Raw genomic sequence first — 15,860 nt, forward strand, 5'->3', positions numbered from 1 at the left:
TAAGAATTGTAAACACAGTTAACCAGAAATTATCTTTAAAATTTATTTTACTTATAACACTATCCAAAAAATTTTTAATTAACCAACTGCTGGCTGATGGTCAGTCAACAAAAACGAATAAGGCCTGTTATGGACAAAAAGCTAATAAAATCAAATGAAACAAAAATATTTAAAAAAAGACCCAAGGAAAAATCAGAAATATTTTTTAGAATTCCTTTTCTTTTCCTGGAAACAGCTGAGAAAAGGCTCAAAAACGCCTGGGAATCAGCTGAGAAAATAATAAAATTCTTTGAAAATAAAAACTATAAAAAACTGGAAACTAAAGATTTTGTTATTTTGGAAAAAGAAGACAGCTCAAAAATAGAAATAAACACAGATGATTCAGATTTATGGATAAAAACAAATTTAAAAAACAAAAACAGCCAAAATCTGATTGAAGAGCTTGAATCTGAAATTTTAAAGCTTGAAAGAAAAAGTTTTAAATTATTCCTAAAAAACAGCGATCTTTATGCCTGCACTTCAATAAATGGAAAATGGGAAGAAACTCTTAAAGGGTATTTAGGTCTTGATGCAGGCTCAATATCAATCAATATAGTTTTTTTAGAAGAAAGCGGAGTTATTTTTCAAACCCAATACACTCTCACAGAAGGCGATATAATAAATCAAATCAAAAAAGCCTTTACAGAGCTAAAACAAAATCTTCCTGTAAATACAAAAATACTTGGTTCAGGAGTTACAGGAAGCGGCCATGAAATATCAGGATCTCTTTTAAACGCCGATATTTATGAAACAGAGCTTGATGCACATGCTGAAGCCACACTTCATATGCTGCCTAACACCCAGGTGATCTTTGACATAGGGGGACAGGATTCAAAAGTAATGTATATTGAAGACGGTGAACTTGAAGACGCTGGAATGAACAAAAAATGCGGAGCAGGAACAGGAGCTTTTTTAGATGCCCAGGCAGACAGGCTTGGAATTCCCATTGAAAACTTCGGCCAAACAGGGCTTAAGGCAAAAAAACCCTATTCTTTTTCAAGTATGTGCACTGTATTTGTGGGAAGAGATTTGATTGCTGAACAGGCAAAAGGCAACACCAAGGAAAATATTATTGCAGGTCTTCACAGTAGCCTTGCCATGAACTTTTACTCAACTCTTGGAATAAACAAAAAAACAATAAAAACACCAATTGCATTTCAGGGAGGTGTTGCTTCAAATTTAGGAGTAAAAAAAGCTCTTGAGGATCTTCTTTTTGAAGCAAGAGGAGAAAAGGTTGAACTTTTAATCCCCCCTCACCACAAAGTAATGGGAGCCATAGGAATGGCACTTTTTGCAAAGGAAGAACTTGAAAACAACCAAGGAAAATTCAGGGGAATAGATACAATCTGCAAAATAAATTCAGAATTTGTAGAATGCACAAAGGCCAATCAAATAAACTGCCAAAAGGAAATGATCTGCGATCTTGTTCATCTTTATCTAGGAGATGAAATAATTGAAACCCTTTATGCCTGCAAAGATTATTATAAACTTATTGAAAAAGAAACAAATACTGAACTTAAAGCCAATTTAGGAGGTTGATTTTGAAAAAAACAGGATGGTTCTGCTCTTATACTCCAATTGAGCTTATTCATTCAGCAAAAGCTGTTCCTTTTGGAATAAAAAAAGATTCAAGGGCTGAGCATGAAGATGTGCTTCTTGGGGACTCAATGTGTTCTTATGTAAGATCATGCATGGGAGGTGCTCTTACCAATTCTTATGATGATTTAGCCGGAGTGGTGATAGCACATTCTTGCGAATGCATGAGAAAACTTGCCGATGGATGGACATTCAGGCAAGAAGAAATTAAGCCAAAATTGATTCATATTCTTGATATTCCAAAAATTGTGTCTGAGTCTTCAATAAAATTTTTTGCAGGAGCTTTAAAAAGACTAAAAAATGACCTTGAAAATCAATTTGGTCCAATAAGTAATGAAAGTATTTTTGAATCAATTGAAATATATAAAACAACAAGAAATCTTTTTAAAAAAGCAGACGATTTAAGGAAAAAAACTTCAACATCAATAACTGGTGTTGAAATGCAAGAGCTTATAAATGATTATTTTGAAATGCCCATTGAAAAATTTAATGAAAAAATGAAAAATTTCATTGATTCGAAAAAAAATCTGGTAACCAGTGAATCAAGACCAAGGGTAATGATTATTGGCGGCCCTGGGAATAAAAGTCTTATAAAATCAATTGAAGATTCAGGTGGCCTTTGCGTATTGGAAAATATGTGCACAGGATTAAGGGCTTATTCTGGATCCTATGGAGATGAAAAAGACCCTTTTGAGCTTCTTGCAAGACTTTATCTTGAAAAAACTCCCTGTCCAAGAATGCTTGGGTCCAAATCAAAAGAAAAAACTGAAGAGCTCCCCAAGTTGATTGAAGAATATAAAATTGACGGAATAATTTATTTTTCAATGAAATTTTGTGCAAACATGCAAATGGACTGGGCTCTTTTGAAAAACAACACAAGCTTAAAAACCCCAATGAAAGTAATTGAAGGTGATATAAGCTCTGAAGTCAATGAAAGGGAAATTCATTCTTTTATAAAAAGACTTAAAAAAAGAAAGAAAAAAAATGAGTCGTGAAAATATAGTAAAAGAAAATACCAAAGAAAGAAAAATTCAATTAAAAAATTTTCTAGAGGTAAATGGCCTTAAGGATCTAGAACCTGAAGAAGCTGTTAAAATGGCATTTGCATCAGAATATGAAACTCTTTCACCCTCAGCAAAACGAGGATATTTAAATACAAAACAATTTTTCAATGCATACAATATGAATATTCTAGGTCAGGAAGAATATTATCATCTTGCCTGGAGATCCCTTTTTGTTCCCACTGAACTCATCTATGCGATGAACCTTATTCCATATACAACTGAAATGGTCGCTTCCCAGCTTGCCATGTCAGGAGCTGCAAGGGGAAGAATTGAAACTGCTGAATCTTCAAACTTTTCCAGCGATTTATGTTCTTTCATGAAAGCAGTTGCAGGAGGGGTGATTGAAAACATCTTCCCCACACCTGATATTATGCTTACCTCAACCCATTTATGCGATCCTTCTGCAAAATATGCTGAACTTGCCTCCCATATTTATAAAAGGCCTGAATTTATTTTAGATATTCCCTATGGAATTTATGATTTAAGCATGAATAAAAAAAACCAGGCTGATGAACAAAGAATAAATGAAGCAATAGACTATGTTACAGAACAATTTCATGAAATGATTGATTTTGTAACTGAGCACACAGGACTTAAACTTGACGAAGAAAAGCTTAAAAACATCTGTACCTGGACAAATAAAGCAAGACAATACCTTGATGATGGAAATGATATAATTTTATATGAAAGAACTTCATCTAAAAAAGGAATAAAAGAGCTGGATTATGCTGCAAATCTTATGCAGACATGGGGGACTAAAGAAATTGTGGATGTTTATAAATCAAGATATGAAGACTATAAAAAAAATCAGCATGAAAACAAAGAAATCACCGTTCCAAGAATAGCATGGTTTCATTTAAGGCCCTATTTTAAAAACCAGCTAATGGAATATGTTGATAAAAAAATTGAAATCTCAGGTTCCCAGGTAAATTTTGTTTTTTTTGACGAACTTGATCCAAAAGATCCAATAAGATCCATTGCAAAAAGAACAGTAATGCATCCGGGATTTTCCTCAGTAATGGCAAGAACATCAATTGCAATTGAAAAAATACCTGAAGATACAAACGGAATAATTGCATACTATCCCAAATCATGCAGACATTTTCATGGGGGTGCAATTATGGAAAATGAAATGTTTAAAAAAGCAGGAATACCCATACTTACAATAGATGGAGATTGTGTTGATGACAGGGGAGATGATTTCCCCATTGTAAAAACCAGGGTTGACAGATTTTTAAAATCTATTTCAAAAATAAACACCTGATAAATTTTGGCTCCTGAGTTAATTTCAGGAGCCTTTTTGCCTAATTCAAACTTAACTTTTATTTACTTTTCATCTTTCTTAAAAACCCCTGAAGCTGAACAATATGTCTTTGTTCTTCTTTGATTATTTCATTTATTTTATCCTGACCCATGGCATCGGGCACAAGATATAAAATTCCAATATAAAAAAGAATAGATTCCTTTTCAAGGCCAATAGCAATATTAACTATTTCCTCAATGGTTTCCTTGCCTGTAAGAGCCTTTGCAGCGTCAGCACTACCTTCTCCTCCATGGTATTCAGCCATGGACATAAGATAATCAGTAAGCTCATTGTCTGGATCAAAAACAGTTTTTTCTTTTTCTGATCCAGAAAGTTTTTTTCTCATTTTATCAAAAGTATCTCTATGTGTATCTTCCATATTGGCTAATTTTTCAAGGAAGAGGACATTTTCAGCCTCTTCCTGAAGTCCTGCAGCCTGTCTGTAAAACTCCGCTGCATTTTCTTCAATCTTTACGGCAACCTGAAACACCTCATCAGCATTAAAATTATAAGACATTTTTTCTCCCTTCAAATTTATTTTATAAATTACTAATTGTAATATCTTAAAAAGATAAGATTAAATATTTATTTTTCAATGCAAAGACAAAATTTGATATTTTAATTAAATTAAGCTCGGGCGTTTAAAATAAATTTTTTAGAAACAAAATAAAGTCTTATTCCAAGAAAAACACCGGAAACTGTAAGCCCTAAAATCAAACTAAGCCAAAAACCTCTTGCTCCCATGGGAGATACAATCCAGTCTGTCATTGAAATAAGATAACCTATGGGAAGGGTAATAACCCAGTATGCTACAAAAGTCAGAAGAAAAGTAACATTTGCATCTTTGTAGCCTCTTAATCCACTTTGAGATATAACCATCAATGCATCTGAAACTTGGTACAAGGCAGCTGTTTTTAATAAAAAAACAGCAATTTTTATCACTTCCTTATCTTCAGTATATAAAGAAGCAATAAATTCAGGACAAAATCTTGTAAAAATTAAAGTACAAACAGCAGCACTCATTGCAAAACTAATCCCAGTAATACATACAAATCTTGCAGAGTAAGGATCTTTTTTGCCAATTTCATGACCTGTTCGAATTGTAACTGCCATTCCAATGCTTAAAGGAAGGGAAAACACAAGGGAGGAGTAGTTTAATGTAATTTGGTGTCCACCTACCACAATTGGGCCAAGAACACCTATGAACAAAGTTATACAGGCAAAAATACTGCATTCCATAAACAATGTCCCGCCTATTGGAAGCCCTAGATAAAGAATTTCTTTTATACCCTCAAGCCTTGGAAGTCTTATTTTTTTAAATATTTCCATTTTTCTGATTTCTTCATCTATATAAGAATAAAAGAGCAAAAGAATTAAAAAAAACCAGAGAGTAAGACCTGTTGCTAGCCCGCAACCAGCACCCCCCATTTCCTTAAATCCCAATTTTCCATAAATAAGAGTATTATTTGCAAAAAAATTAAAGACCACAGCAAGTAAAGAGATAAACATTTGAGGCCTTGTTTTCCCAAGTCCTTCAATAAAAGATTTGAGACAAAGATAAAGGGCAATGGCTGGAAGCCCAATTGAAGTTCCAAACAAATAACCTTTAACAATCTTTTTTACTTCAGCGGAAAGCTCCATAAAATTAAGAATAAAATCAAGCCTATTAAAAAAGAAAAACAACACAGCGGCAAAAAACAATCCAATCCAGAATGAATCCGAAAGAATTTCCAAAGATTTCTTTTCATTTCTAGCCCCTTTAAGCTGGGCTGTTATGGCAACAACAGCCATCATTATTCCATTTAAAGAAATGATAAAAGGGAAAAAAAGACTTGAGCCAATAGCAACAGAGGCAAGATCAATGCTGCTATAATGCCCTGCCATTACAGTATCAATAAATCCCATTGCAGTCATTCCAAGCTGAGCCAGAAATATGGGAACTGAAAGCAAAAGAATAGACTTTAACTCATTAAAATATCTATTAAAAAAGCTTGGTTTAGCTGAATTAACTATCATTTTTTTACCTTGATATATAGAAAACATCTGTTTGGAACTTATAAATCTTGAAGAAAAAAAGGGGTTTACCGAAGAACTGAAAAGTAAAAACTTTAATTTAAATTGACTTTACAATTTTGCCCAATAAACAAACTTTTATTTATATCTGATAAATAAAAATAAACAATATTAAAATCTAATATTTGCTTAAATAAAACTTTGAAGATATTTGAGAGTTTGAAAATTAAATTTCAGAGGGTATTTCTAATTAGCTATTATAACTAAAAAAACATCAAAACTTAAACTAAAGGAGCTTGATTCAAATTGACCATTTCCTCAACCTCATGGGCTTTCATTGGTTTTCCAAAGTAATATCCCTGAATACAATCACAGCCCATTTTATAAAGGAGATTATTTATTTCTTTTGTTTCAACACCTTCGGCAGTTGTTTTCTTTTTAAGACTTTTACCAAGGCTTATAATTGCTTGAACAATTTGCCTGTTTTTCAAAGAAACGTCCATACTTCTAACAAAAGAAAGATCAATTTTTATATTATCCACTGGAAACATATTAAGATAGCTTAGGGAGGAAAAACCAGTGCCAAAATCATCAAGAGCAATTGAAAACCCAAGCTGATTAAGATATTTGAGATTTGAAATTACAAGACTTTGATTTATCATTAAAACACTTTCAGTTACTTCAAACTCTATTTTTTCAGGATTTACATTGAATTTTTGAATAATTCTAATGATTTTTTCAGGAAACTTTTCACTCTGAAGATCTATAGCAGAAAGGTTCACTCCAATAGTAAGATCATAGCCTTTTTCATTCCATTTTTCTGCCTGTTCAAGAGATTTAATAAGTATATGTTCTGTCAGTTTTTTTATATTCCCTGTGTTTTCAGCAATTGGAATAAATTTACCAGGGGGAATCAGTCCGTGCACAGGATGCTTCCACCTTGCAAGAGCCTCAACTCCTGTTATTCTATTGCTCCTAAAACAATATCTTGGTTGAAATAATGGAAAAATATTATCATTTTCCAATCCTTCCTTGAGATCTGTTTTTATAATAATATCAAAAGAATCAAGGTTATCGTATTGTTTGCTGTAAAAACTGATTCTGCTTTTGTCTGTTTTTGATTTATTAAGAGCAAGATTAGCTTTACGAATTAAATCTGAAGTATTTTCAGCATCTTTTGGATAAAGAGAAATTCCCATTGAAATATCTATTTGAAATTTTTGCTTATCAAAAACAAAGGTTTTTTCACAATTTAACAAAATTCTTGAAGCTATTTCCAAAGACTCTTCTTCTGTTTCAATTCCAGGAAGAACAACAGCAAACTCATCTCCCCCCAATCTGCCCACAATATCATGAACTCTGCAGGATTCTCTAATCCTTGCTGAAACCACCCTCAGTACAAAATCTCCGGCCCGATGCCCAAAATTATCATTAACTTCCTTAAATCTATCCAGATCCAGTTTTATAAAAGCTGTGGAACTGATTTTTTTATTTTCCAAAATTGATTTAAGTTTTTTAATTATAAAAGTTCTATTGGGAAGCAAGGTAAGAGAATCGTGGTAAACTCTGTGTCTTAGTTGCTTTGTCCTTTCTTTTACAGTCTTTTCAAGTAAAACATTATTTTCTCTTAAAATTTCGTACAACTCAATACTTTCAAGAAAATTTGAACATATAAGAAGAGTAATTGAAAGAAGAAGAAGGGAAATATCTGGAATTTTTTCCCTCTCCTTTTTTGCAAAGCTCCCTATAAATATTCCACTTATTCTGGAAGAAGTTGTCATAACATGGAGCAAAAGATCTATTTCAGGATCAAGAGAGCTGGTAATTACAGACCTTTTTTCCCTTAAAGCCCTGGCAAATGTCCAGTCCTCTACAAGCCTTTCAACTTCCCGGAGTATATCAGCTTCTTTTAAACAATCGCTTTTATAGGCAAGTTTGAAATCGGAGCTGCTTTCATCAACAAGAAAAAAGGAAATATTTTTAAGAGGAAGAATTTTTTTTATTCTGGATTCAACATCTTTTAAAAAATTTAACTTATCATAATCTTTGTTTGTTAACCTGTCCTTAAAACTAAAGTCAAAAAGATTAAGGGCCTGCTCAAGCATTTCAGCAGAATAGCTGTTTGTTTTTTCAAGATGTTTAATTTTTTCTTCCAAAACCCGATCTTTTTTTGTAAAAAGCATTTGCTTTTACCCTAACTTAAAAATTCAAGAACTGTTCGCATTTCAACCTTGAGATCCCTTATTATTACTGGAATAGAGTTTGGAGATAACCCTAAGATACCCCATGAGTAATCGTCAAGAGAAAAAATCAGCTTTTCACAAGAAAAACCAAGTTCAGCCGCATTGACTATTAGTTCTGCAAGATGGACTACAGAACATTGCAAAGGAAATTTAGACTTCCTTGGATTATGATGGTTTTTTACAATATCTGTTAATAAATCAGGGAGTTTTGATTTTAAACAGATTTTTGCTCCAACTTCACAATGGGTAAAGCCAAGATATTTTTTCTCTGCTTCAAAGAGAAACAAATCCTTTTCCCAGGCTTTTTTAATTATAAACATTGTTTTTAAAGGCATTCTTTTCAAAATCACAAGTTTACCTATATCATGAATAAGACCTCCAACAAAAATCTGGTTGTAATCCTGACAATCAGCCTGTCTTGCAATAATTTTTGAACAAAGCCCAACAGCAAGAGAATAAATCCATAGTTTTTTCATATCTATATATTTTGAAGGAATTCCCTTAAAAGTTTTAATCACTGAAAAACCCATTGCAAGGAAACCTAACTGCCTTATTCCCAAAATAATAACAGCATTGTAAATTGAATCAATTTTTTTAGAAAACCCATAAAACGAACTATTAACAAGCCTTAAAGTACCAAGAGCAAGAGAAGGATCTTTTTCAATAACTTTTGCAATGTCAGAAGCATTTTTTCTTGGGTCATCAAGAACTTCCATTAGTTTAAAAAAAACATCAGGAAAAACAGAAAGTCCTTCTTCATTGTTAACAAAATCTTCCAGGGTTACTTTATCATAGATTTCAATATCTTCATTTGATGGAAAATTATGAATAAAATTTTTGAGCCCGGAAATATTCATTTGATTTTCATAGGGCAAAAGAAGTTTAATTAATTTTTTTATACAAGGATTATCTATATTTGAACGACAAAAACGGGCATTTAATCTTTTGGCTAATCCTTCTAATCTTAGATTTTCTCCAAAACTCTTTTCTTTTAAATCTTCTTTAAAAACAATATCAACCTCATAAACTCCCCACATTTTGAGTATGCGAAGATGGGAAATTTTTACTATTGAATCTTTATTTAAAAGCACCCGCCCGTTTCTGTCTTTAATATCTTTTTTTACAATCATTCCTGGAACGAGATCGGATGTTGATATTTTTGCCATAACTGATTCCTGTAAAAAAATTTACAATAAATTTAAACCTGAGCTTTAATGACTCACAATTCATCTGCCTGATTTCAATTTAAAACCGGATAATTGAATTTATCTTATCTAAAGAGTTTACTGCCTCCACAATTTCCAATAATTAACTTCTGACTGACGAGGTTCCATAAGATTTCCAGCAGAAGGGGGGGGAACTCCAGGAACAAAACCAATTAAACCACCATTATTAAAATCATCTTGGCCATAGTCTTTTATATCACCCCTTGAAAGCTGAATAAGATACCTGAATTTTGTTTTAGGATTGATTGTAAATGGATCGTTGTCATCATCGCTAACACTACATAAGCTTTTTAAAATCGTCTTGCCTGTGGCACAATTTAAAGCCCAGGATCTTGACTGCCCTCCGCATTCACAAACTGCATTGGTAGGCATGGCTGTGTTAAAAAACACAAGATTATTACTTCCGATTACAGCATCTGAATAACATCTTTCCCTTAAATATGGTGAATCATTTAAATCCAAAGGGATTTTCCACCCAAGATTTCCAGATTTTATATCATCAAGATCGCTGCATTTAAGATCATTTGCTTTCTTAATTGATTTAGTTCCTATAATTTTTGACTCGTTTTTTTCATTAAATGGAAATGGGATTCCATACAAATAATTCCTGTTTTCCGAACCTTTCTGAGTGTCATCATTTGGAACAAAATATCTGCCTGTACCAAAATAAACATACGGATACTTGGTCAGGTTGGTAAAGCATCTGGACACAAGAATAGAAGCTGTAACAGGGTTCCCTTTTGCCCCTTCAAAAAAACTAGTATCATATTCCCACTCAGAGGGGCTGGCTGAACCTGTGTGTATTTTAATTATCCCGCCACCCATTTTTTTATACTTATCATCATTTTTTCCATTGGCATTATCTGTATAACCAAGAAAAACAAAATCTGTCTGTCCGTCATTATCTATATCCAGGCCATCTGTAAAAAGGCTTCCTCCAAAGGCATTTTCTATACCTGTTGAATGTTTTTTTAATTCTGCCCCTGTTAAAAGATCAATTGTAAAGATTGAAAGGGGCTGAACTGAAGTGCCATCATATCCTGTAGTGCCTGATGCAAAAATTAAAAAATGCTTGTATTTTCCATCTGTTAATTTTCTTTTTACATAAGCTGGCCCTGAATATGAAAAACCAAGTTCATCAGGAGCGTATCTCCAAAGATATTTAGGATTCTGAGGATCGGTAATGTCTAAAGCAAAATATGCTGAACGCCCCACAGTTCCAGTATCTGAAGGAGGTTTAATTAAACCATTTTCTGTCCCCCCGCCCAATCTCATTCCGCCTATAAGTATTATTTGTGAGTCTGTATTGACTATGTATGGTGCCAGATCAACAGTATAAATATGTTCATAATCAGGTGATGCCAGGTAACGAAGGTAAGGCATTGAATCTTTAGGAACAAAAGCCCACTCCTCTTTACCGATTTTAACCTGGGTGCAGTCCACAGACTTTTTATCACAAATTTCTGAGGGATTAAGTTTGTCTCCTGTACTTTTTAAATATCCCAGTCTAAAAGCATGGAGCATTCCGGAGTTGCTTCCAAGATAGACCATTGAATAATCACCATAGCCTACTATAGTTGGTGTAGAATAAATAATATCTCCTAGTTTCCACACATTTTCTGAAAAAGAATCACTGGTTGTTCTTAAGCGGCATCCATCAAAATCTTTGCCCCTTGTATAATTTATAAGCTTTTTAAAATCAGGGTTTCCAGCTTGGTCCAAAAGGCATGGCTCATAACCAGCATTTCCTAAATTTGACTTGAACAAATGACTATTGGAATCCTTAAATTCTTTCAGTTTATCGTCTTTATCCACTCCCCAAATTTTTCTGTCCTCTGGTTTGGTTGTTTTTAACTTTTCTCCGCAATCAAAAAGATTATTAACCTTCTGAAGACTTGAATGAGAACCTTCAGGATCTGTATCTGCTTTAACTCCATGTTTATTTGACTTATAATAATTAACCTTGAGAGAATCATTTTCCACTAAATATTCAATTATCCTGTCTTCTTCAATATTAAGAATATAATTTTTATTTGTATCTTCCCTTATATTTTGAACTATTTCTGTTACACCTGAAGCATTTTTAAAATAATCGTTCAAATACCAATTGGCAACAAAATCACTTGCCCAGTTTATCTCTTTTTTATTCTCAAATTCTTTATTTGGATAAAAAGCAGCCTGGCCAAGAACTGACCCCCCTGAAACCCTTGATGTAAGTGAAGTTACAGCAGTTCCTGAAGATGCTCCGTGGCGAATTTCGCTAAAAATTGCTGTAAAAGCACTTGCCATTGCATCTCCGTCACTGGCTTCAAAATAATTATCCGGGACTCCATCTCCATCTTTATCCCATTCTTTGCAGCAGTTGTTATATTTGCCTTTAGGATTGCAATTATCCGTAGGAAATTCAAACGTCCTACTATCTTTGACTTTATCAAAATCGTAGGGTTTATCAGAGGAACAACCGTCCAAGTCTTCGTATTTACCAAAGGCTGCAACAGTTTTCATGGAATTTTGACCTTTTTCATCATCTGAAAAAGCAAAAAGGGAATAAACCTCTGCATTTTGTTTGCCCGGAAAATCATCTTCAGTTCTTAAATCATTTAAATGAAGATTGTGTGCAGGTTTATAAGGATCTAAAGCTCCATCATTATATTCACCATCTGAAATTAAAACTACATAGCTTTTTCTGCACCAGGCAGCCTCTAAATTACCATTGGAATTTTTTTCATAATATGGATCTTTTTCAGTTTCCGGAGCAAAATATGAACTATTATAGTCTTTCATCTTAGATTCAAAAGAAGTTTCATACCAAAAATTATGAGTAGTATAACTCTGGCTAAGGTAATAATGAGCTTCTCTTAGAGCCTCTCCTGTATGAGTTCCATTATACGGAAGAGATTTTTCAAATTGTTCAATTAATGTATCCATATTTTTTTCATGAAGCCCGAACTTAATTTTCCCCTCTTTAACATTTTTATTACCGCTATTTGCATAGGCCATAAAACCAAATCTGACCTTATTAAAATTCTCCTGAATTATTCCTTTTCTGTCTTCTTTATCTACTTTAACACCTGCATAAACCCACTTCTTTCCAATTTTAAATCGCATTTTTTTATCTAAATAATTACCGCTGCTGTAATTTTCAGGAGCAATTTCAAACTTCCTTTCCTCATAATTACTTATTTTAATTATTCTTCTTGCACCCTGAGGTTCTAAGATGCAATAAGTTGAATAACATTTTCCTTTTCCTCCAAAAAGACCCTTAAATGCAGCATCTACTCTTGACATCAGAATAAAATTAAAAAAATTACCAGACACACTGTCAGTGTAGGAAGTTGGTACATCTTTTCCAGTTCCTGAAGGATTAATTTCCCAATATTCTTCGCTCTCATTATATTTGTAAAATTTGTATGAATCAAAATACCCGTAATATTTTTTTGTCTTGTCATATTCTCGATCCGAACTCCCACAATAGGAAACATTACTGTTGTAATATTTTTTATGACTTCCATAATAAGCAGGAGCCTGCATACTCCCCGAAAAGTCCATAACAAACAAAACATTAGGCTTAACATCAGCACTTATAAAAGGGGGAAGAGCAGCATAATCTGAATTTGCGGCAAAGGCAGAAAAACTATTAAGACAAATAAAACCAAATCCAAGGAAAAAAATTGTTTTTTTAATCAATTTATTAAATATCATTTCTTTTTTCCCTTTCAAAATAAATTAAAACAAGATTGCCCTTATTTGACAAAACATGAACAAAATCATATTTTTTAATGATTTTAAAATTTTCATTTACATCAATTGTTCGAAGGGTTCTATAGTTGACTGGTTTTTGTCTATAAAATAAAATTTGATTTTTTGATTTTCCAAGGTATTGAACAGGCCCTACAATAATTTTATAACCCTGATTTTCAAGCTTAGTTAAAAGAAGGGTTAAAGGAGATTCACTTTCAGGTTCAACCATTTGTTTTTCACAAAAGCCATTGCTGCTAAAGCAAAAAATCAGACAAATTATAATTAGAATATTTTTCATTTTACCCCCGTATTCACCTGTTTAAAATTTATTCCTGCCTTAAAAAAAAGAAAATATTTTCAGGCATTCCAGCACTTGTTATTCCTTGAGGATTTACAACAAAGGGAAATTTATCAATTGAAAGAACCCTTGCCACAAGGCGATTGTAATCTATTGAGTCAAAATTTAAATTTTCATCTTTGATTTCATCATTTAAATTTTCACAGGAGTTGTTTATAAAACATTCAATTGCTTTATTTTTGTCTTTTTGAGCAATTGAAAAAACTTTCCTTGTTTTTTCAATACTGGTTTTAGAAAGAACAGGAACAATTACAAAAAAAACACTGAATTCATTATTTACTTCTGAAAGTTCTTTAACTTCCTTTGCAAGCTTATGACAATAATAACATTCAGGCTCTGAAAAAACATAGGCCTTTTTTTCACCTGTTCCTATTTGCAGCCCAAACATTTTTTCCGGTTTGATGCCTAAAAACTTAAACTCTATTCTGTTTTTAAGATAATCCATTTCAGGTACTGAATTAATTTGTCTTCCATTCCAAATATCAAAAAGCTCTCCTTGAAAAACATATCTTCCCTCATCAGAAATAAGATAATTAATTCCGGCTTTTGTTTTAACAAAATTAAGTTTACCCAGGTTGATTCTAGTTTTTTCGATTATATTTTCAGGGGGAATAAATTCGGAAAAAGATAAACAAGGTAAAAGAAAAATAAAACAAATCACAAGCAAATTTTTGTAAAATTTCATATTTAACAGCCTTAAGTGATTAATAGGAAAAGCCAGCTTCAACAACTACATTACCCCCGTGTTTTTGAGAACGGGCTAAAACAACAAACTCGTAATCCTTAGAGGGATCTGAGCTTATTTTTTTATAAAAAAGAACATAACTAGCAGTTGGATCTATTGAAAGTTTGTCAGGTTTTATTAAAGAACCCCAATCCTTGAGAATATTATCAACCTCAATTGTATTAAAAGCGGACTTGGTATTAGATAAATATTTACCATCCACCTTATCTATATTCAGCCATGCTTCTGATTTTTCGTTTGAAATTTCTAAAAACATTGGTTGAGTGGATATAAAATCTATAAAAAGAGTTTGTCCTTCATTAATAGCTGCGTCTGCAAGAATTAGATTTTCTTTATATACTTTGTAATTACGGGTTATCTGTAAATCTATGGATGAGGTTGAAATGGAAGCTATTCCAATTATTGTTAGAAGTAGCATTATAACAACAGTGGTTAAAAGAACCGAGCCTTTTTCATTTTTACCTGATGATAGTTTGTAAATTAAAAGATTTTTCATAAAAACTCTCTTCTTTTTTAGAAACCTTTTACCCAGGGAAAACTTAAAAAATGATCACGTTCGCCCTCTTTCCAGGAAACTTTAATCTCTATATCTAAAATTAAGCCAGGATTGTTATTTTTATTAACAGTCCATTGAAGATCATAACTTCTATTGCCAGCTTTTTTTACTTCCTTATGGGGAGAGTTTGGGTCAAGGGTTAATTTGAAATCGTCATTAGTAGAGTCTGAGTTGGACAATTCCTCTATTTTATTCATGGCAATATCAGTGGCATGGACTATACTTCGTGAGTCAGCAAGACCTTTTGCAAAATGAGCCTGCATCATGCTAAGAGCAAAAAGGCCAATTGAAAACAAAGCCATTGCAAAAAGAACTTCAACTAAAGTAAAACCTGATTCATTGTTTTTTAACATTGGATACTTCCCCAACTATTTGTTTACCATATTTCTCAGATAAATTTCATTTTCAAAACAATAAGTATTGTCAAACTCCTCTTTATAAGCACCTGTTATTTTTCCACATATTTTTATTGTTACCATTCTTGTTTTATTTAAAGGTTCGTTGGTTCTTGGGATTTTGTTTTTAAGTAAATATTTAAAAACTACAGAATCTATACTACCTTTTTCCGTGATGGCTTTAAATTCTGGATTTTGATCTAAACGATCTTTAAACTTTATAGTTCCTTCGACGCTATCAAACCAGTAAGTAAGATTATAATCACAACTGCCTTTTGTTTCATAACTGTATTTAAAAGAAATACTATTCTCACTTGTCTCATCATTATTAAACCCAGCATTTGCACCTCCTGTAGGATCAAGACCAGCCATCATGATATCCCGAGACATCATTTCCATAACAGCTCTAATATCTTGCTGAACCCCTGCAACTTTTTCATAGACAGTGTTTAATTTATTGGTTGAAATAAAAAAACTTATAAGAGCAACAAGAAAAAAACCTGAAACTGCTAGAGCAACTAAAATTTCAATAAGAGTAAAGCCTTTTTCTTTGTTAAATTTACAACTGAACAGCCACATAA

13 protein-coding genes are annotated in these 15,860 nt (G+C 32.6%); 3 read left to right on the forward strand and 10 right to left on the reverse strand.

The genetic code is table 11. From position 1 onward, the window contains the following. Positions 1–129 precede the first annotated feature (129 nt). From RBR53_08660 to RBR53_08670, 3 genes are read left to right on the forward strand one after another with little or no spacing between them, the layout of a single operon-like run. The gene (locus tag RBR53_08660; GenBank protein MDY0132726.1) at positions 130–1,578 is read left to right on the forward strand and encodes an acyl-CoA dehydratase activase; all 1,449 of its coding nucleotides are present in this window, start codon (positions 130–132) and stop codon (positions 1,576–1,578) included. Positions 1,579–1,580: 2 nt separating this feature from the next. Continuing rightward, positions 1,581–2,630, forward strand: coding sequence for a 2-hydroxyacyl-CoA dehydratase family protein (locus RBR53_08665; GenBank protein MDY0132727.1), 1,050 nt, complete (start codon positions 1,581–1,583; stop codon positions 2,628–2,630). Further along, the gene (locus RBR53_08670; protein MDY0132728.1) at positions 2,620–3,963 is read left to right on the forward strand and encodes a 2-hydroxyacyl-CoA dehydratase family protein; all 1,344 of its coding nucleotides are present in this window, start codon (positions 2,620–2,622) and stop codon (positions 3,961–3,963) included. Before RBR53_08665 ends, RBR53_08670 begins: the two co-directional genes overlap by 11 nt. Positions 3,964–4,021: 58 nt before the next feature. On the opposite strand, the gene RBR53_08675 is transcribed toward RBR53_08670, so the two are convergent. The 10 genes from RBR53_08675 to RBR53_08720 all read right to left on the reverse strand — a co-directional run bounded on the left by RBR53_08675 (position 4,022) and on the right by RBR53_08720 (position 15,858). Beyond that, entirely contained in the window at positions 4,022–4,519 is a 498-nt protein-coding gene (locus RBR53_08675; protein MDY0132729.1) for a ferritin family protein, read from the reverse strand. A gap of 110 nt (positions 4,520–4,629) precedes the next feature. Continuing rightward, on the reverse strand, positions 4,630–6,018 hold the full coding sequence (locus tag RBR53_08680; GenBank protein ID MDY0132730.1) for an MATE family efflux transporter: 1,389 nt from the start codon (positions 6,016–6,018) through the stop codon (positions 4,630–4,632). A 278-nt stretch (positions 6,019–6,296) separates the two neighbouring features. Further along, positions 6,297–8,198, reverse strand: coding sequence for a bifunctional diguanylate cyclase/phosphodiesterase (locus RBR53_08685; GenBank protein MDY0132731.1), 1,902 nt, complete (start codon positions 8,196–8,198; stop codon positions 6,297–6,299). Between the two features lie 11 nt (positions 8,199–8,209). After that, positions 8,210–9,424, reverse strand: a complete 1,215-nt coding sequence (locus tag RBR53_08690) for an HDOD domain-containing protein (protein ID MDY0132732.1) — start codon at positions 9,422–9,424, stop codon at positions 8,210–8,212. 117 nt (positions 9,425–9,541) lie between these two features. Continuing rightward, positions 9,542–13,186: a PilC/PilY family type IV pilus protein gene (locus tag RBR53_08695; protein ID MDY0132733.1), complete on the reverse strand. Its 3,645-nt coding sequence runs from the start codon at positions 13,184–13,186 to the stop codon at positions 9,542–9,544. Further along, on the reverse strand, positions 13,176–13,523 hold the full coding sequence (locus tag RBR53_08700; protein MDY0132734.1) for a hypothetical protein: 348 nt from the start codon (positions 13,521–13,523) through the stop codon (positions 13,176–13,178). The genes RBR53_08695 and RBR53_08700 overlap by 11 nt, the downstream gene beginning before the upstream one ends. Before the next feature lie 28 nt (positions 13,524–13,551). Beyond that, positions 13,552–14,268, reverse strand: a complete 717-nt coding sequence (locus RBR53_08705; protein ID MDY0132735.1) for a thioredoxin fold domain-containing protein — start codon at positions 14,266–14,268, stop codon at positions 13,552–13,554. Between the two features lie 19 nt (positions 14,269–14,287). Beyond that, positions 14,288–14,824: a pilus assembly PilX N-terminal domain-containing protein gene (locus RBR53_08710; GenBank protein ID MDY0132736.1), complete on the reverse strand. Its 537-nt coding sequence runs from the start codon at positions 14,822–14,824 to the stop codon at positions 14,288–14,290. Between the two features lie 17 nt (positions 14,825–14,841). Then, on the reverse strand, positions 14,842–15,237 hold the full coding sequence (locus RBR53_08715; GenBank protein ID MDY0132737.1) for a prepilin-type N-terminal cleavage/methylation domain-containing protein: 396 nt from the start codon (positions 15,235–15,237) through the stop codon (positions 14,842–14,844). Positions 15,238–15,252: 15 nt separating this feature from the next. Next, complete coding sequence (locus RBR53_08720) at positions 15,253–15,858, reverse strand: prepilin-type N-terminal cleavage/methylation domain-containing protein (protein ID MDY0132738.1); 606 nt, start codon at positions 15,856–15,858, stop codon at positions 15,253–15,255. Between the last annotated feature and the right edge of the window lie 2 nt (positions 15,859–15,860).

The sequence above is a fragment of the Desulforegulaceae bacterium genome, assembly GCA_034006035.1.
GTDB lineage: Bacteria > Desulfobacterota > Desulfobacteria > Desulfobacterales > JACKCP01 > JACKCP01.